General features: G+C 44.2%; 11 protein-coding genes and 1 riboswitch. Of the genes, 2 read left to right on the forward strand and 9 right to left on the reverse strand.

The window, feature by feature from the left end; translation table 11 throughout:
• Positions 1–64: 64 nt before the first annotated feature.
• The 6 genes from NIE88_RS20180 to NIE88_RS20205 all read right to left on the reverse strand — a co-directional run bounded on the left by NIE88_RS20180 (position 65) and on the right by NIE88_RS20205 (position 9,667).
• Complete coding sequence (locus NIE88_RS20180; protein WP_253065150.1) at positions 65–1,483, reverse strand: SpoVR family protein; 1,419 nt, start codon at positions 1,481–1,483, stop codon at positions 65–67.
• 157 nt (positions 1,484–1,640) lie between these two features.
• Complete coding sequence (locus tag NIE88_RS20185) at positions 1,641–3,926, reverse strand: transglutaminaseTgpA domain-containing protein (protein ID WP_253065151.1); 2,286 nt, start codon at positions 3,924–3,926, stop codon at positions 1,641–1,643.
• A gap of 6 nt (positions 3,927–3,932) precedes the next feature.
• On the reverse strand, positions 3,933–5,090 hold the full coding sequence (locus NIE88_RS20190; RefSeq protein WP_253065152.1) for a DUF58 domain-containing protein: 1,158 nt from the start codon (positions 5,088–5,090) through the stop codon (positions 3,933–3,935).
• Complete coding sequence (locus tag NIE88_RS20195) at positions 5,087–6,052, reverse strand: AAA family ATPase (protein WP_253065153.1); 966 nt, start codon at positions 6,050–6,052, stop codon at positions 5,087–5,089. Before NIE88_RS20195 ends, NIE88_RS20190 begins: the two co-directional genes overlap by 4 nt.
• 321 nt (positions 6,053–6,373) lie before the next feature.
• Positions 6,374–7,660: a globin-coupled sensor protein gene (locus NIE88_RS20200; RefSeq protein ID WP_253065154.1), complete on the reverse strand. Its 1,287-nt coding sequence runs from the start codon at positions 7,658–7,660 to the stop codon at positions 6,374–6,376.
• 150 nt (positions 7,661–7,810) lie between these two features.
• Positions 7,811–9,667: a putative bifunctional diguanylate cyclase/phosphodiesterase gene (locus NIE88_RS20205; RefSeq protein ID WP_253065155.1), complete on the reverse strand. Its 1,857-nt coding sequence runs from the start codon at positions 9,665–9,667 to the stop codon at positions 7,811–7,813.
• A gap of 225 nt (positions 9,668–9,892) precedes the next feature.
• Positions 9,893–10,005: riboswitch (SAM riboswitch) on the forward strand.
• Positions 10,006–10,099: 94 nt separating this feature from the next.
• On the opposite strand from NIE88_RS20205, the gene metE reads away from it, so the two are divergent.
• Positions 10,100–12,406 carry a 5-methyltetrahydropteroyltriglutamate--homocysteine S-methyltransferase gene (gene metE, locus NIE88_RS20210; RefSeq protein WP_253065156.1) on the forward strand — a complete coding sequence of 769 codons (2,307 nt, stop codon included), beginning with the start codon at positions 10,100–10,102 and terminating at the stop codon, positions 12,404–12,406.
• Between the two features lie 142 nt (positions 12,407–12,548).
• On the opposite strand, the gene NIE88_RS20215 is transcribed toward metE, so the two are convergent.
• The 3 genes from NIE88_RS20215 to NIE88_RS20225 form a co-directional block, all read right to left on the reverse strand.
• Positions 12,549–14,126, reverse strand: a complete 1,578-nt coding sequence (locus tag NIE88_RS20215) for a peptide chain release factor 3 (protein WP_253065157.1) — start codon at positions 14,124–14,126, stop codon at positions 12,549–12,551.
• Between the two features lie 221 nt (positions 14,127–14,347).
• On the reverse strand, positions 14,348–16,087 hold the full coding sequence (locus NIE88_RS20220) for a phospho-sugar mutase (RefSeq protein WP_253065158.1): 1,740 nt from the start codon (positions 16,085–16,087) through the stop codon (positions 14,348–14,350).
• Positions 16,088–16,219: 132 nt separating this feature from the next.
• A complete protein-coding gene (locus tag NIE88_RS20225; RefSeq protein WP_253065159.1) occupies positions 16,220–16,894 on the reverse strand; it encodes an HAD family hydrolase in 675 nt (224 codons plus the stop codon).
• Positions 16,895–17,358: 464 nt separating this feature from the next.
• Between NIE88_RS20225 and yhbH the strand changes: the two genes are divergently transcribed.
• Entirely contained in the window at positions 17,359–18,519 is a 1,161-nt protein-coding gene (gene yhbH / locus NIE88_RS20230; protein WP_253065160.1) for a sporulation protein YhbH, read from the forward strand.
• The last annotated feature ends 333 nt before the right edge of the window (positions 18,520–18,852 follow it).

Here is an 18,852-nt window from a genome sequence, read left to right on the forward strand (position 1 = left end):
TGAGACAGTAAAAAACAGTCTCTCAAAATGGGGGAGACTGTTTTTTCATGCTCCAACTCTCTATTTAAGCATCCAATCGTTTTCGTCTCATTTCGCCGTTTTCAAAGCTGAAAAGAACCGGATGATCTTCAATATAGGTTTCCAAATGAACCGGGCGTCCCCACAGCTGAACAAGATACTTGAGAACGCCTTCAAGATCACGGACATCAAGCTCTGTCCCTTCATAGCGATGTTTCAGAAGCAGTTCGCCGTTGTGCCGGTAATCGCCGTTCTCGACAACGATATAGGGGAATCCGCCGTTAATACGCATGGATACGAGTTGATCGCGGACATTTTTCCAATCTTTGTCTGTTATGGCATACTTATCGCCTTTTTTTTCGAATAAAAACAAGTCTTCGCGCTGTACAAGCTCCTTAGTTAAATAATTTCGGATAAATGACTGGTCCGATTCAAGTTCCCTCACTTCAAAGATCTTCTCACGGCCGGAACCTTCCTCGGCGCCGAAAGAAAGCATTTCTTCATTTGGATGATTGTAGCGCTCTTCAATATCTTCAAAAATCTTTAGGCCGAGGTAATACGGATTGAGGCTTTGATGCGATGGTTGAACAACCTGCGCGTTCAACTTGGCAAATTCGACCGCTTCGTCGGAGGTCAAATCCAGTTCGCGCATGATACGCGCGTGCCAATAGGAAGCCCAGCCTTCATTCATAATTTTCGTCTCCAGCTGCGGCCAGAAGTAGAGCATTTCCTCTCGAAGCATCGTCAAGATGTCCCGCTGCCAGTCCTCAAGCACCTTGCTGTATTCCTCAATAAAAAACAACAGATCCTTCTCAGGACGATTTGGAAATTTAGTATCTTCTGTTTCCTCTTCAACGTGATTGTCTTTGTCATCCAAATTGAGCAGATCTTGATACTGGGACAGCGGTTTTTTCCCTTTCTTAACCGGTTTGCCGGGTTTACTGTCCAGCCAATCACCCTTCCGTATAATCCGAGGATCGACATGCTCCTGAATCGCCAGCACCGCATCAATAAATTTCTCTACGTTCTTGCTTCCGTATTGCTCTTCATAATTATGAATTCGTTCCGCAGTTGCACTCATACTCTCAACCATATCACGTCTCGTATTGATAAAACGAACATTATTTTTAAAGAAATCACAATGGGCAAGTACATGGGCAACAATCATTTTGTTTTGAACCAGGCTGTTGGTATTAAGCAGAAAAGCATAGCATGGATCGGAATTGATGACTAATTCATAGATCTTGCTCAGTCCCAAATCGTATTGCAGCTTCATTTTGTAAAACTGTTTGCCGAAACTCCAGTGAGAGAATCGTGTCGGCATACCGTACGCACCGAATGTATAAATGATTTCTGCGGGGCAGATTTCATACCGCATGGGATAAAAGTCAAGTCCGAATCCTTCTGCAATCTCCGTAATTTCATCAATCGATCGTTCAAGCTCTTTATGATCATCTTTTTTCATCGGATCGCAGCATCCTTTCTGTGTCATAGCCGCTAGGCGCAATGACTTTATTCTTCATCATATGAACCTAGCCTGCCGGATTATACCCGGCAAATGCCCAGAAGAGAATTAAGCGGTACAGAGAAATACTTTACGAAAAAAGAATAAGCCGGTTGACTTATTCCTTGACACGTTTGATTTTTGAACGTTGACTATTGATCCAGCGATCCAAAAGTGAACGAATGTGTTCTGAATCACTCAAGGTTAATTGGTGATTGTTCGAATAAATCATTTGTTCATAGCGTTCCGTAAGCCAAAACAGTTCTTCTCCGGCAGCCGTCCCCACACGTTTTGCATATTCTCGCAAGGTTTCAGATTCCGAACGTTTCATTCCATCAAACCGGAGTACCAGGAGCAACAGCCTGTATATTTTTTGGAAATCCTGACTGCTGCCGAGCGGATTGTTTTGAATTCTGCGGATATAAACGGCACGCAGCCATTTTTTTCGTGTTAACCATGCAACAATAATCCCGATAAGCAGAACGCTCATTGCCGTCCAGCCAACATACTGCCAATGAATACCGGGACCGGGTGTTGCCTTCGCAGAATGACGTTTCTTTTGAACACTCTCTGTTTGCTGGTCAGTCCTATCCTTCGCCTGTCTGCTTGATTCGCTGTCTTTCTGTGATGAGGCATCTTGTTGATTTTCGGCTGTCTCTGAATTCCCAGATGATTGATCCGAATTTGATTGCGACGATCTGTTGTTTGATGAATTAGCGACAAATTGACTCGGATCACTGAATGAAGGCGTGGGTTCAAATGTAACCCAGCCACTCCCTGGAAAATAAACCTCTCCCCACGAATGTGCGTCCGCATTCGTGATCTGATACTGCTTCAAATCAACCGTTTTGCCATTGATTTTTTCTTGAAGCTGTTCTTGATACTCGCCCGAGGTAAACCCTTTTACCCAGCGTGCAGGAATTCCCGCCGATCGAAGCAGGATGACCATCGACGTTGAAAAGTTGTCGCAGTATCCTACCTTTGATTCGAAAAGAAACTGGTCGACATAATCCTGATTACGAGACGGTCGAGGAATATTGTCTGTCGAATATTTGAATCGAGACGACCTGAGATAATTCACTACCGCCTTGACCTGATCGTACCGATTGCTGTGCCCCGCTGTCAGACGCCGTCCGAGCGCGCGGACGCGGTCCGGCAAATCCTGCGGTACTTGCAGATAGCGACTCCGGATCTCCTCGGGATCACTTTCGGTCGTCTGCCGTAGTTTTTCGGTTTGGTAGACAGGCGCTGCATAATCTAAGATCTCCGAAGAAGCCTTTTTTTCATCGATGGTCTGCAGTTGACTGGTTAATTGATCGACTTTCAGACGTTTTCCAGGCACTTCAACCCATTTCGGCTCACCGGTATAGGGCAAGATTGCCGGACTTGAACGTTCAAAGCGAAGAACTGCCGTCTGATTAATTGTCTTCGTTTGCGCTTCATACAAGGAAAGCATCGTGGAAAAAGCATTTCGGTCGGATGCCGGTAAAAAATAGCGTTCGCCATCGCTCCAGCCTCGGCCGGTATAATGATCCTTGTGCGCTACACGCCAATAACCCGGATTCCCGCTCACTGCCGCTGTAAACAGAGGGGTCTGATCCATCCCAATGGATCCGCCGAGACGCGTGTCATCTTCATCGTAACCGATCCGTTGATTTCCCGAAAAAAAGGAGCCGTTTTGGAAAAAGGTAAACCCCAATCCATTCAAGTAATTTGATGGCGCTGTCCATTGGCTGCCTGGTTTCGGCATAAGTAAACCCACAATTAAAAGGATCGCAATAGCAAAACCTGATACAGCGAACCAGGGCAAGCCGCTCTTCAATTTTTTTCCCTCGGGATATTTTAGTGAGAAAAGCTGCCATTTCTGAATGCTGAGCATAAAAAGTGCGGTCGCAACCATTGCAACAATTGATGTGGCGCCATGATACACAGTCATTGTATCAATTAACACACTGCATACAATTGCGAGCGCAATCAAAAAAATAAGCTGTTCCTTCCGCAACCAGTATCTGAGGGCGAAAGTGATCATGCCAAAAAGAATATAGAACATAAAAGCGCTGAATAAATCAGTCATCTGTCCCATTTCACCTTGCCAGATACGGCTTAAATTATCGCCTATATCTGCACTCAGCTGAACCAGCCAATCGAAACTCAGCAACGGTTCATTATAAAAGAAGTAAAAGTGTACGGCATGCAGAATCATCAATACGCACACCGAAGAACAAAGCCATCCAGGTAGTTTCAGATAAAACATCAGCATCATTACCGTGATAAAAAAAATGAGCAGCGGCCTGGAATTCAGAATGGTCAGTTCGATGAGTGGTTTCGCACACAGCCACACGAGAAAACCGGCAAGTCCGTAAATGACCGCATTCGTCAATTTTGTAAAAAGTCGCTCACTCAAGCTCATTCACCTGCTTTCGTTTTCCGCAACGATTCTTAATCTAAGCCATGAGGATTTTAAGCTTTCGAGATTTTTTTCATCTGTTTTATTGGAAATGTAATACATAACTTGCCGCTGCTTGCTTCTTGTCGCAAAAGCACCGATGACTTCGGCAAATCGGATATCCGTGCTTACCGCATAGCCTAGATAATGTTTGTTTCCGGACATGCGCACATCACTTGTTTCCAATGTCTGATCCTTTGTGAGCTTGGCTAAAGCCGTATAAGTCAGATTCAGGTTCTGCACCGTGTTTTCCTGAAGAACTAAAGGAGCCCTTCCTGAGCGATAAGTAAGCCGAACCGTAAATCCATACTCAAGTAAAGATTTAACGAGAGACGCGGTATAGGAGACAGCCGTCTCAAAACAGTTGTCATCCTCATGCTTCCGTGAAATCAAAACAATTGAAGCTTTACGTTCATGCTCCGGTTCGAACTGTTTCGTAACGAGTGTATTGGTTCTGGCCGCCGACTTCCAGTCCAGCCATGAGGGTCTGTCACTCGGACGATAGGCACGCACGCCCGAAAAATTTGCCAAATCCGTCTCTTGACCGCTGGAATCGCCGATTCGCCGCTGTATCTCTAATTCCGTCATTGAGAGTTGACGCACATTCGGATAAACATAGACAACCGTCTTCTTGTTTAACAAAACGGAACGTCTGAATAATCCAAATGGATCGCCGATCTCCAGAACAATTGTGTTTAAATGATACGTACCTCTCCGCATATGTTCTGCTGCCAGCGGAAGACTTGCTTCTCGCGTGAACCAGGCAAGTAATTCTGCCTTGCGCGTTGCAATGGGCGGAGTACTTTGATCCGAGTATTCGTTAATGGTCATAAGAAAGAAAGGAACGGTCCAACGCCTTTTTAAACGAATCGTTAAATGGAGCGTATCTCCGGCAAACAAGTGATGTCCGTTGATCAATCGTTCAATTTTGATTGATTGAAAAGGATATAAAAGCAGCAAATAATGATAGAGAACAATAGGAGCAAATGTGTAGAACAGAAACCACCCTAGGAATCCTCCCTGAGCAAGCACAAACAGGAACAGGAAAACAGCGATAATCGATCCGAGTGCGGCAGATAAAATCGGTCGTAATGAACCTTTCTTTAGCCAATGACGTGTCATTTAACAGATTCCTTCAACGACACCGGCACCTTCGTTGTGCGGACAATTTCTTGAATCACCGAAAGTGCATCCGTATTTTCATAAACCGCCTCTTGATTAAGAATGATGCGATGAGCAAGCACATACGGCGCCACGGACTTGACATCATCCGGAATGGCATAATCACGTCCCTCAATGAACGCACAGGCTTGTACCGCTCGCAAAAAACCAAGGGTTCCACGCGGACTCACACCAAGCGTAATCAGCGAATGTTCGCGCGTTGACTGAACAATGTCCATCAAATAGTTTTTCATTGCTTCTGAAACATATACAGAGGCAGCATGGTGACGCATATGAACAATATCATCCACTCCTAGAATTGGAGCCAGGCTGCCAAGCGGATGATGATCAGGCGCTCGATCCAAAAGCGAGAGTTCGTCCCTGCGAGAAGGGTAGCCGATGGATAATTTTAATAAGAAACGATCCAGCTGCGCTTCCGGCAAAGCGTATGTCCCTTCATATTCAATCGGATTCTGTGTCGCCATGACAAAGAAAAGTTCAGGAAGCGGCCTTGTGATCCCGTCTACGGTAACATGCCCCTCAGCCATGCCTTCGAGCAGTGCTGATTGAGTCTTAGGCGATGTGCGGTTAATTTCATCGGCCAGAATGATGTTGCCCATTAACGGTCCGGGACGGAATTCAAAGCGTGCTTCTTTTTGATTATAGATCGAGAGACCAGTAATGTCTGATGGGAGCAAGTCAGGTGTAAACTGGATTCGTTTAAAATCAGCTCCGATTGATTTCGCAATGGCACGAACCAGCACGGTTTTTCCAACTCCGGGTATATCCTCAATCAACACATGACCGCCTGCAACGAGTGCGGTAATCATCAGCTTTACAATTTTTCTTTTTCCGACAACAACTGTTTCCACATGGTCAATCAGTTCTGAAATCATTTGATGCGCTTCAATGCTCGAATTCATAGGCTCCCTCGATTCCGCAGTTTTCCGATTCGTTCGATCTTTAATTCTATTGTACAGAAAATAATTTTTCATTTCCAAAAATAAACTTCGTAATAATCAAAATCTTATATCACCAAAATATGGGATCAGAGCATCAATTACACGAAGCAAAGCCCTATCACGCTGTTCGCTGCTATTTACTGTCCCATTTATAAGAAGCTTAAGCCTTTCACAAACAAACCAACGATACCATCACCGGTTACGATCATCTCGAAAAAAAGAACACACGATAGGTTTCGTCTGTTCTCATCTTTTATGGTATCAATTTGTATCTCTGATGAATTACAACCGGCTTTTTAATTGTTCAGCTGAAGCACTCAAAGTCTCTATGCCGCTACTTAATTGATCGGTAATCAACGCTAATTCGCCAATACTTTTGTCCGTGACTCCGGATAATGAATTATTTTGATCTGCAGATTCAATTACAAATTCAAATTTTTCGCCCGTATGCATGGATTCTTCCATGCTTTTTTGAATAATCGCTGTCGTCTTATCAAGTGAAACGACGACTTCACCGGTAACCGTCGTTGATTTTTTAATCAATTCGGAAATTTGAACCATTGCTTGATTCGTTTCCTCTGCTAATTTTTGAATTTCCTGCGCAACAACAGTGAACCCCTTGCCGTATTCACCTGCCCGAGCCGCTTCAATCGCCGAATTAATCGCCAAGATATGGGTTTGTTCAGATATTTCTTTAACTAATAAGGTGACCTGTCCGATTTGCTTTGAAGAATTTTCCAGTTCTCCGACCATTTTCCCCATTTCTTGAACGGAGCTGCTGGCAGCCATGACTTCAACAAAGAGCTGTTCCAACTGCTTCTGTCCCTCTGATGCATGCTGCTTTGCAGCCTGAGACATCTGATTCCTTTTTTTTGAGTTCTCACGGACAATGTTAAACTGTTCAAGCAAGTGATGAACCGACTGACTGTTTTGTTCAGACAATTGTGTCAGCTGATTGCTGACCTGAAGAATCGCCGTCCGCAGATCTGAGCGTCCGGTTTCATACTCCTGTTTCAGCATTTTCTCATATTCTTCATCATAGGCCTCGAGAACAACTTGCTGTTCAAAGCTGATCATTTTGTTAATTGAACGAATCACGCGATCGGCTTCTTTTGTTTTTGCAACATGAGTCAAGACAATGGTAATCAGATTCGAAAGCAGATTTTGAAAGGTTCCCATGTAATAGGGCGGAGTCAATCCGATTCGATAATGCATGATGCCGACGCGATATCTGCGATTAAGAAAAGCCTCATCAATAACTCCTGAAAAAAGTTCCAGTACATGCGCCGCAAGCGTCTTGCTCAACTTCTCCACTGTACTGTATTTTTCAATAATCTTTCTCAATGAATCAATCTGGGTGAAGCTGGAGTAAAATTCATATGCCATTCGATCAATTTCCTGTTCTACAAATGGCCGCATCATTTTCATTATTTGAAGGTCATATTCATTAATATGCAGCATCTCCAGCTTTTCAGCCACACCCGCGTCCGAAATGTCGATAAGCACATCTTCCGATTCGGCCTTCTTTAACCACGAAATTTTTTTATCATTTCTTTTTACTAATGGCATTTAAATCCCTCCAATCCTCCGTCGTCATTCAATCACGATGGAAAGCCAATCTCAATCAGTTCAAGCTTTTTTATTTTCTAGTGAAAAGAATCCCCCGTTTACCAACCCAGTCTTTTTAAAAAGGAATCATTCACATTAGAGATCATTGTTTTATGCCAAATATTTATCTGAAAAATCGTTTTCAGCGAGCGGACGACTATAATAGTAACCCTGAATGGCACGGCAGCGGCATGATTCAATCGCCCGCAATTGCTCCTTTGTCTCAATTCCCTCAACAATAACATCAATCCATAGATGTTCAGCCATTGATACAATTGCCGTTACAATCGCTTGATCCTGATTGCTTTGCGCAATATCAAGTACAAAGGAACGATCAATCTTTAGCTGATTGATCGGCAGGCTCTTTAGATAGCTGAGTGAACTATATCCGGTGCCGAAGTCATCAAGACTGACGCCGACCCCCAGTGCCCGAATCTCTTTTAATCGTCTGATTGAGCGTTCCAAATCCTCTGCCATCGTCGACTCCGTAATTTCCAGTTCGAGATACTCAGGTTGAAGACCGCTTGCTTCTAACGCAAAGCAGACACGTTTCACTAATGAATCATCATGAAACTGATTGAACGAGAGATTTACCGAAATCGGCACTTTGAGCGGCCCCCGCTCCTGCCATTTCTTCATCTGCCGACACGCTTCATCAAGCACCCACCAGCCAATGTCACGGATCATTCCTGTTTCTTCAGCGACCGAAATAAACCCGCTCGGAGGAACGATTCCGCGTTCCGGATGTTTCCACCGAACCAAAGCCTCAACACCAATCAGTGTCCCGCTACATGCATCAACCTGAGGCTGGTAGTACAAAACAAATTGGTGATTATATAATGCGGATTGCAGTTCATTTTCCGTATTCAGCCTCATGAGAAGCTTCTGGTGAAGCTCATTGTTGTAAAAGAAAAAACTTTTTCTGCTGCTTTTCTTTGCTTCTCTTAACGCTGCCTCTGCGCTCGCCATTATTTGCACACTTGAGCTTCCGTCATATGGAAATTGCGAGATGCCGATACTGAATGTCGCATAAATTTCTTTTCCATCAATATGATAAGGCTGTTCTGTTGTTCGCAATAACATTTCGATGACTTGGACTAAGCCCCGTTTATTCAAACAATCCTTGCAGATAATCATAAATTCGTCACTGCTGATACGGTACAACTCTGCATTAAAACGTTCAAGTGCCTCCTTCATTCTGCCGGACAAAGCAATCAATAGCTCATTCCCTATTTGCCTTCCGAAAATTTCATTAATCATCTTTAAACGGTCAATATTTATTTTCAGTATTGAGAACGACCGCCTGGTTTGGTTATATCTGTTGACCAAATCATCTACCAACTCTTCTGCCACCAGATTATTGGGAAGACCGGTCAGGGCATCATGGTAGGCTCTAAAGCGAATCACTTCTTCTTTTTCAAGTTCACGTGCGTGCTTCAACTGCTGATAACGTTCCAGAATCAATTGCTGCTCCAGGCTAAGGAGTTTGTCTAGAGATTCAGATAATAGTAATGCCTGTTCAGGATAATTGACCTCATGTTCGACCGTTTCTATAAGCGCTCGATGATATAGGCTAAAAAGAGCAACTTGATTTGCAATGCTTAGCTTCTTGTTAAGGAAAAAAAGTGCACTTTGGTCACAAAATGTTAAGAAGCGGCCATCAAGAACTCCATTGAAAAGAAATCGAGTTTGTTCTTCATACATTTTTATTAAGTATTCTTTTGTTTCCTGAGACGGAACCATGCTCTGCATTTTATATAAATCGAGTGTATGCTGGCTCATTTGATCGGTAATTTTGCTGCAACGATTAATAAGATACGGATGCATCCATTTCAATAGTTGCAGATCAAATTTTCGAATTTGTGCCAGCCGAATCCGTCCTAAAACGGAAGGGTCGGCAATCGATTGATCCGTGATCTGCTTTTTCACTGCTTCCAGCCATTGATCCCGATTAAATTGCTCGCTCATTTCGTATTCACCCTCATCGTATCTTCGCTGCTGTTCATTCATGTTTGAGAGACGTACCCACTGTTTCTATCGTCATATGAAGATAAAATGTGAATAGGAATCAGGTGCAGATCCTGCTGTTTTTAAATTCGTTTTTAAATGATTTAAGTCAACCCTTTTTCGTTTTCGTGTAAAGCATTGACGAATCTCAATTTCCATGTTACTATTCGAATTAACTTAATTAAACTCTTATTAAGAGCGGCGGAGGGACTGGCCCTGTGAAGCCCGGCAACCTTTCATTTTATGAAAAGGTGCTAATTCCAGCAAGATTTGTGTTTTGAAATCTTGACAGATAAGAGAGTGCGGATGATCATTCAGGCCTCTCTTTTTGAGAGGCCTTTTTGTTTTTCCCCTTCGAAAAATTTTCTCTACAGATTACAGGAGGATGAAGTCATGGGTAAAGTATTAAGCGCGAATCTCGGATACCCGAGAATCGGTGAAAAAAGAGAATGGAAAAAGGCACTTGAACAATTCTGGGCAGGTAAAATTTCAAAAGAAACTTTTTTAGATACGGTCAAAAACCTGCGCTTGAGCTATTTGAAAAAGCAAAAAGATATTGGCGTCGACCTGATTCCCGTCGGAGATTTCAGCCTTTATGATCATGTCCTTGATACTGCTGTTCTTTTCGGTTTAATTCCCGACCGTTTTAAATCAGATGAAAAAGAAATTTCGCTTGAAACGTACTTCTCAATTGCCCGAGGAAGCAAAAACTTTGAGGCATCGGAAATGACCAAATGGTTTAATACTAATTATCACTACATTGTCCCGGAAATCAGCAATGAAACCAAGCCCTATCTGACGGAAAACCGTCTCCTTAATTTGTTCGATGAAGCAAAGAAGGAACTCGGCATCGTTACCAAGCCTGTTATCGTTGGACCGGTAACGCTGTTAAAACTGTCAAAGGGTTATGAGCCGGATCATTTTAATGCGCTGCTCGATAGTTTGCTCCCACTGTATGTACAGGTGTTCCAAGAACTGAAAGAAGCTGGGGCAAAATGGGTGCAGATCGATGAACCGATTCTTGTTAAGGAGCAAAGCAAAGAAGATCTTGCCGCATTCACTAAAGCCTATCGATTTATTAAAAACGGTGTGCCTGATTTGAAGCTTCTTCTGCAAACCTACTTTGAAGCGATCAATGACTACAAAGACGTCATTCAATTGCCTGTAGATGGCATCGGACTTGATTTCGTTTATGGCAAAGAAACAAACTTGGCATCACTCAAAGCCTACGGATTCCCGGAAGACAAGGTGCTGGCCGTGGGCGTCGTCGACGGCCGAAACATCTGGAAGACTGATTTAAAAGCGACTCTAACTGAACTGCAGACACTGCTCTCATCTGTTAAAGATCACGGAAATCTGTGGATCACACCATCATCAAGCCTGCTCCATGTACCGGTCACCCTTTCCAATGAAACCGCTCTTGACCCGATACTCCTGAATGGTCTCTCATTTGCTGATCAGAAACTGAGCGAGGTCGTTACGCTTGCGGAGGGGCTTAATGAGGGCGAAACCGCAATCGATGGCACCCTTCAGAAAAACAGTGCGGATCTACAGACACTGCAGCAATCCGAACACCGCAACAATAAAGAAGTTCAAAAAGAAATTGATCTATTAGATGAAGAGTTGCCGACACGTCCCGGCTCTTATAAACTGCGCCGGCAAATACAAGCCGATGCCTTCAATCTGCCACCTCTTCCGACCACCACGATCGGAAGCTTCCCGCAGACGAAGGAAGTCCGCCAGGCACGGCGTAATTGGAGACGCGGCGAATGGTCCGAAGAACGCTATGAACAATTCATTAAAGACGAAACGGCAAAGTGGATTCAGATTCAGGAGGACCTTGGTATTGATGTTCTCGTTCATGGTGAATTCGAACGAAACGACATGGTTGAATACTTTGGTGAAAAACTGAATGGATTTGCCTTCACGCGTTTTGGATGGGTTCAATCCTATGGCTCACGCTGTGTTAAACCGCCGCTGATCTTCGGAGATGTTTCATGGCAGAAGCCAATGACAGTAAAGGAAAGTGCCTATGCACAGTCTCTGACGAATAAACCGGTAAAGGGCATGCTCACCGGTCCGGTCACCATCTACAATTGGTCATTCGTCCGCGACGACATCAGCCAAGGCGACGTCTTCAACCAAATCGCACTTGCGTTAAAGAAAGAAGTGCATGCGCTTGAAGAAGCAGATATCCGCATGATCCAAGTAGATGAGCCGGCACTGCGAGAAGGTCTTCCATTGAAGGAAGACAAGAAAGCGGGCTACCTGCATGATGCCGTCTATTCATTCCGACTGGCAACATCATTCGTTAATAATGATACGCAAATTCATACACATATGTGTTATTCGGAATTCGATGAAATTATCGATACCATCGACGCGTTGGACACTGATGTAATTTCAATTGAGGCTGCGCGCAGTCATGGTGAGATCATTTCTACCTTTGAAGATTTCGAATATAAAAAGGGCATCGGTCTCGGCGTCTATGACATCCACAGCCCGCGTATTCCTAGCGTAGAAGAAATGAAATCTTACGCAGAACGCGCACTTAAAGTGCTTGATCCGAACATCGTCTGGATCAATCCGGACTGCGGACTGAAAACGCGCCGGCCGGAGGAAACAATCCCCGCGCTCAAAAACATGGTCGAAGCTGCCAACGAAGTGCGTAAAGAACTCAGTGATACAGTAGAAAAATAAATAAACGATTAGAACTAAACTATCCAAAGAGGCTGCCCCAAAGTCGAAAAACGACTCTGAGGCAGCCTCTTCTTTTCCTTTCAAAACGCCCATATCCTGCTTTAAAGAGCTGCGGGACATGGGCGTTTTATCATTTCTTATTTTACATATTATGGCTGGAATCGCGAAGCTCAATTTTCGGATGCTTCTGCTGAAACCAGCGCAGGGAGAAGTCGTTTTCAAAAATGATAACTGGACGATCTTTATAATCGGAAACAACCAGATTATTGGCATTGCGGCGAAGTGTGTCCGCTTCCTCTCGATTGGCAATCCATTTCGCCACTTGATGCGGCATATGTTCAATGTCGAGATCAACACCATATTCAGCCTGCATTCGATAGACAAAAACATCGAATTGCAGTATTCCGACTACACCTAAAATTGTCTCTTCATATTGTGTTTTGTACACCTGAATCGCGCCTTCCTGAGCAAGCTGGCTGACGCCTTTCAGAAAGTGTTTTTGCTTCATTGCGTTTTTCGCGCGCACCTTGGCAAAGTGTTCCGGAGAGAACTGCGGGAGCGCCCCGAAATTAAGTGTATCCTTCGAACGGCACACTGTGTCGCCGATTTGATAAAACCCGGTGTCATAGAGTCCGACAATATCACCCGGATACGCATCGTCAATCAATTCACGACTGTCAGCAAAAAATTGTTGCGGCTGGGCCAGTTTTAACTGCTTGCCGGTACGATCAAGATACACACTCATTCCTTTTTCAAATTTACCAGAAACAATGCGCAAAAATGCAATTCGATCACGGTGTGCCGGATTCATATTTGCCTGAATTTTAAATACAAATCCGGAAAAGTTAGGATCGTCCGGCTGAATGATGCCTGCGCTTGACTGACGCGGCTGCGGCTGCGGAGCCAGCTTCAAATAATGCTCCAGAAAAGTCGGTACACCAAAGCTTGAAATTGCACTTCCGAAAAATACCGGCGTTTGCTTGCCTGCTTTGACGGCTTCCAAGTCAAAGCCGCTTCCCGCCTCATCCAGCAGCATCAAATTTTCCTCAAGCTGGCTGAGTGTATAATCGTCGACCGTATCCTTTAAAATCTCAGACAGTTCATCCACTTCGCCTAATTCTTGAACCTGACGTTCTCTCTTATCGTTATACCATTCTATTTTATGTTCCTGCCGATCATAGACTCCTCGGAATGATTGACCCATTCCGATCGGATAGTTAACCGGGTATGAATCAATACCGAGCACATTCTCGATCTCTTCGAACAGTTCAAGTGGTTCTTTTCCTTGCCGGTCAAGCTTGTTGATAAATGTAAAAATCGGGATTCCCCGGTCACGGCAGACTTTAAATAATTTGATGGTCTGGGGTTCGACGCCCTTTGCCGCATCGATAATCATGACAACACTGTCGACAGCCATCAATGTTCGGTACGTATCTTCACTGAAGTCCTGGTGTCCAGGCGTATCAAGAATATTAATTTTATAGTCATCGTATTCAAATTGCATAACACTGGAGGTCACCGAGATGCCCCTCTTCTTCTCCAGCTCCATCCAGTCTGAAGTCGCAAATTTTTCGGCTTTGCGTGATTTGACCGCACCAGCTGTTCGAATGGCACCGCCAAGTACCAGCAGCTTCTCAGTCAGCGTCGTTTTTCCTGCATCCGGATGAGAGATGATGGCGAATGTACGACGTCTTTTTAATTCCTGCTGTAACTGATTCATTTTTTCCTCCTATGAATTCCACTCTTAGCATTCAAATCATCAATTAAGGCAAAGGAATCCCTCCGTAAAAAAGGCACTCGCACTGCGAACCAAAATGAATTTCACCATTCTGATTCGTCACTTTGCTGCGAATGCTTTTTCAATCATTCTATCTTAATTATATACATAATTCATGTGATTCATAAATGCTTGCCGCTTAATCTTCTCTCGAACAATCCGTTTTACCCGACCAGACTGTGTACTCGGTCCATAACGGCCTTTTTCACTGCATTAAATTTCTTATCGCGGTCAGCTGCATCACTGCCCTTGACACCGAAATAGAATTTAATTTTCGGTTCTGTCCCTGAAGGACGCAGGCAGAACCAACAACCATCACTTAGCTTGTATTTCAGTACATTGGATACAGGTAGTTCAATCGTCGATGTCGCACCTGCTACTACATCCACCGCTTCGGATTTTTTATAATCTTCGATCACCGCTACGGGAACGCCTGCTACTTCATCAGGCGGCTGATTACGAAAATCATTCATGATTGAATCGATCTCTTCCTTCCCGCTGATTCCTTTTAACGTAAGCGATTCAAGCCCTTCTTCAAAATAGCCGTACTGCTTGAATACATCCTGAAGTGCGTCGTAGAAGGATTTTCCTTGCGACTTGAAGTATGCTGCAGCTTCGCAGGCAAACAGCGCCGCTTGAACAGCATCTTTATCGCGTACAAAGGAGCCGATCAGATAACCGTAGCTCTCCTCATAGCCGAACAGGAAACTGTACTTGCCGCTTTGTTCATACTCGTGGATTTTCTCACCGATGAATTTAAATCCGGTCAGTGTGTCAATCGTCGGAATGCCGAATGCTTCCGCAATTGTCCGTCCGATTTCAGAGGTCACAATTGTCTTGACAACAACACCGTTCTTCGGCAGCAATCCTTTTTCCTTCTTCTGTGTCAGCAAATAGTTTAATAGGACAGCGCCAGTCTGGTTGCCCGTCAGAACAACATATTCGCCTTGATTATTTTTGACCGCAACCCCAAGCCGGTCGGAGTCCGGATCGGTACCGATCAGAAGATCTGCATCCAGCTTCTTGCCGTATTCAATGGCTATTTTGAATGCAGCATGCTCTTCAGGATTCGGTGATTTTACCGTTGAAAATTCCGGATCGGGTTCTGCCTGTTCTTTTACGACGGTTACATTGGTGAAGCCCCAGTTCTTTAATCCGTCAACAATCGGATGATAGCTTGTTCCATGAAGCGGCGTGTAGACAATTTTCAAATTGGAGCCGACCTTTTGAATGACACCCGGATTAAGCGACAGAGTCTTTACCTTCTTTTGATAGGCCTGATCAACTTTCTCTCCGACTACCTCCAGAACACCACTTTTCTTCAGTTCATCCACATCCGCAACTTGCACTTCTAATTCATCCTTCACGGATGCGACGAAGCGAATCACTTCATCGGCCTCTGCCGGTGGAAGCTGACCGCCAAATTCATTGTATACCTTATAACCGTTGTATTGAGGCGGATTATGGCTTGCCGTAATCACAATACCCGAGAATGCATTTAAGAAGCGCACGGCAAAAGATAAAACCGGCGTCGGCCGCAGTGCATCGAATATATAAGTCTTGATTCCATGAGCGCCTAACGTCCTTGCTGCTTCCAATGTAAATTCTGCAGAGAAATGACGCGGATCATGTGCAATCACAACGCCTCTTTTTACCGCTTCTTCTCCGGCATTGAGAATATAACGTGCCAGACCTTCTGAAGCTTTGCGAATCGTATAGATATTTAAGCGGTTTGTGCCCGGTCCGATTTCACCACGCATACCGCCTGTTCCGAACTCAAGATTTGTATAGAAGCAGTCCTCGAGCTTTTCAGGATCTTTAGCAAGTGCATCCAATTGTTTTCTCAGATCCGCATCCAAAGCCGCATTGGACTTCCACTTCTCATACACCGTTTTCCAACCCATGTGCTCACCCCATTTTAAGTTAAAACTTTTCAGTTGATCCAAAGATAATTCCACTTAATATTATATATCAAAATAGAAAAAACCGCTGTCATTCCTATTAAGCGGGACAACGAATCATTCCCGCACAGAAATTCACGCTTTTTTTCTTAATTCAGGTGAAAAGTAACGAATAAGTTTCTCCAAGGACACGTCTTGAAGTGAATTGAAGCTGCCGTCGACGTGACCGAACGGCATTTGCTTGGTGACCGCGTTTGGAACAACAATGCAGTACATGCCGGCGCGTTTCGCGGCGAGGGATCCGTTGAAGGAATCTTCAATGGCAATAGCTTCTTTTGGATTTACGCCAAGACTAATCAACGATTTATTGTACAACGCGGGATCTGGTTTCACTTTTGTAACATCATCCCACGACTTAATACTCATAAAATAATCGGAGAGCCCCAGCCGGCTGAGGTGCTTGCGTGGCCAGTCCCCCTTTGAACTCGTTGCCAACCCGATCTTCAAACCAAGTTCCTGTGCCTGATTCAGTACTGATTTAACACCGGGAAGCACTTCTTCCTTGTCCACCAGTTGATTAAATAAGGCATAACGTTCTTCTTGAAAGGCCTCTCTGTCGATCTTCATATGGGCATGTTCTTCAAGATATCCAATGGAATCAAATCCGTGTTGCGTTCCGATCGCCTGACTCCAAATGCTGAGCGGAAGCTCCACTTTGTATCGATGAAACAGGTTCTGCATAACCAAATACATGATCCGTTCACTATCTAAAATTACTCCGTCAAAATCAAACACAATTGCTTTAATCATCAAATACAACCCTTCTCAGTGGTCTCGATCTCCATTTTAACATGTGCACCGTTTATTTCTATATTTGTCACAAATATTTATTAGAAAACTTGACTTCACCAAGTTCCCGGTTCAGATGAAGTCGCCGTTGCGACGGTCATGGATGGCCTAATGTCCAGTGGGACGCAGAATACGGTAACTTCCGTGTTGTTCAGGAGGTGCGCCTATAGCGGAAGTTCCTTCTAGTCGAAACTCACTTATTTGCCGGATTGCTTATGCTAACTTCTGCTGATCTTTTAAGATTTATATTTTCTTTTTTTATAGGCGACTATTCGTGCTCCGGAAGCAAAAATTCATGGTCAATTACATCATCTTTGCTGAAAAGCTGTCAAAGTTCTGATCAATGTGCATAAACTAAATTAATCAACCCTCGAAGTAGCAACATCTTGAACGGCTCATTGTGTAAATTAAAGGAGGGATTCAAAATGAGTAACTTCTTAATCTCCGAAGAAGATTGGGATCTGAATCAAAAAGGTGAACAGGATCAGCGCCGGCATGCTGAAAAAGTTAAGGAAGCAATTAAAAATAATCTTCCTGATCTGATCAGCAGTGAAAATATCGTTCTCTCAGACGGCAAAAAAATGACACGGATCCCGATTCGGTCTTTGGATGAGTACAAATTACGCTACAATTTTGACAAGACGAAACATGTTGGCCAGGGAGACGGCAAAAGCAAGGTGGGCGATGTCATCGCCAAGGCACCTGGGAAGCAGCAGGCGCAGCAAGGCGCCGGAAAAGGCAAGGGCGCCGGAGACCGTCCGGGTATCGACTATTATGAAGCAAATGTATCCATTATGGAAATCGAAAACCTCTTTTTTAAAGAACTGGAACTGCCTCATCTCAAAAGAAAACTGGAAGCCGATATTACAGTCAACAGCCTTGATTATCGCGATATTCGCCGTAAAGGACTGATGGGTAACATTGACAAAAGGCGTACGATTTTATCGGCAATAAAGCGGAATGCACGATCCGGAAAAGCGCAGATTCATCCGATCCATGAGGAGGATCTGAGGTTCAAGACTTGGGAAACGATCGTTAAACCTGAGAGCCGTGCGGTCGTACTCGCACTTATGGACACCAGCGGTTCGATGGGGGTTTGGGAGAAATACATTGCACGCAGCTTCTTCTTCTGGATGAATCGTTTTTTGCGGACCAAGTATGAAAAAGTGACCATCCAGTTCATCGCGCATCATACTGAAGCGACGGTGGTGAGTGAAGAGGATTTCTTCACAAAAGGCGAAAGCGGCGGAACGATCTGCTCTTCGGCTTATATTAAAGCGCTGGAACTGATTCACTCATCGTATCCGCCGTCAAAATACAATATTTATCCTTTTCATTTTTCCGACGGAGACAACTTATCGTCTGATAATCCGAAATGCACGCGCCTGGTTAATGAAATCATGGACATTACCGATTTCTTCGGATATGGCGAAATTAATCCCTATCATCGATCCAGTACCTTGATGAGCGCTTATCGGAGTATTAAAAACGAAGCTTTTCATTCCTTCATTTTAAAGCAAAAAAGCGATGTCTACCATGCGATGAAATACTTCTTTCAAAAGGATCCTGAAGGCGAAGTCATTTAACTTTTGTTAAAAGCGCCATTTCAGGCGCTTTTTTCCTGCAATCACCTGGTTACCTCACAAATTCCGTCCTTTGGTCAAGTTCATGAGGGTTCACTTTTTCGTCTTCAGCCGGACGGCTTCAGATTCTGAACCCAAATCGATCCTTCCTCTAATACAACGAACTCCTTCACAATTGCTGTCCCCAGACTCAATCCGCCGCTCTTCTAAATAAAGTACAAAACGCAAGCATTTTACGCATAGCCCCATCGATAATGGAGGCAGCCCTCGTTCATCTCCAACGCGCAACAGATTCGCCCAAAATCACTTATATGCTTCTTTTATAGCGATCCGATC

The organism is Sporolactobacillus shoreicorticis (assembly GCF_024125445.1).
GTDB classification, from domain to species: Bacteria; Bacillota; Bacilli; order Bacillales; family Sporolactobacillaceae; genus Sporolactobacillus; species Sporolactobacillus shoreicorticis.

What these genes read in the sequence shown, in the direction of transcription:
- NIE88_RS20180 (WP_253065150.1), bottom strand. Translation starts at nt 1,483, where the DNA reads ATGAAAAAAGATGATCATAAAGAGCTTGAACGATCGATTGATGAAATT.
- NIE88_RS20190 (WP_253065152.1), bottom strand. Translation starts at nt 5,090, where the DNA reads ATGACACGTCATTGGCTAAAGAAAGGTTCATTACGACCGATTTTATCT.
- NIE88_RS20195 (WP_253065153.1), bottom strand. Translation starts at nt 6,052, where the DNA reads ATGAATTCGAGCATTGAAGCGCATCAAATGATTTCAGAACTGATTGAC.
- NIE88_RS20200 (WP_253065154.1), bottom strand. Translation starts at nt 7,660, where the DNA reads ATGCCATTAGTAAAAAGAAATGATAAAAAAATTTCGTGGTTAAAGAAG.
- NIE88_RS20205 (WP_253065155.1), bottom strand. Translation starts at nt 9,667, where the DNA reads ATGAGCGAGCAATTTAATCGGGATCAATGGCTGGAAGCAGTGAAAAAG.
- metE (WP_253065156.1), top strand. Translation starts at nt 10,100, where the DNA reads ATGGGTAAAGTATTAAGCGCGAATCTCGGATACCCGAGAATCGGTGAA.
- NIE88_RS20215 (WP_253065157.1), bottom strand. Translation starts at nt 14,126, where the DNA reads ATGAATCAGTTACAGCAGGAATTAAAAAGACGTCGTACATTCGCCATC.
- NIE88_RS20220 (WP_253065158.1), bottom strand. Translation starts at nt 16,087, where the DNA reads ATGGGTTGGAAAACGGTGTATGAGAAGTGGAAGTCCAATGCGGCTTTG.
- NIE88_RS20225 (WP_253065159.1), bottom strand. Translation starts at nt 16,894, where the DNA reads ATGATTAAAGCAATTGTGTTTGATTTTGACGGAGTAATTTTAGATAGT.
- yhbH (WP_253065160.1), top strand. Translation starts at nt 17,359, where the DNA reads ATGAGTAACTTCTTAATCTCCGAAGAAGATTGGGATCTGAATCAAAAA.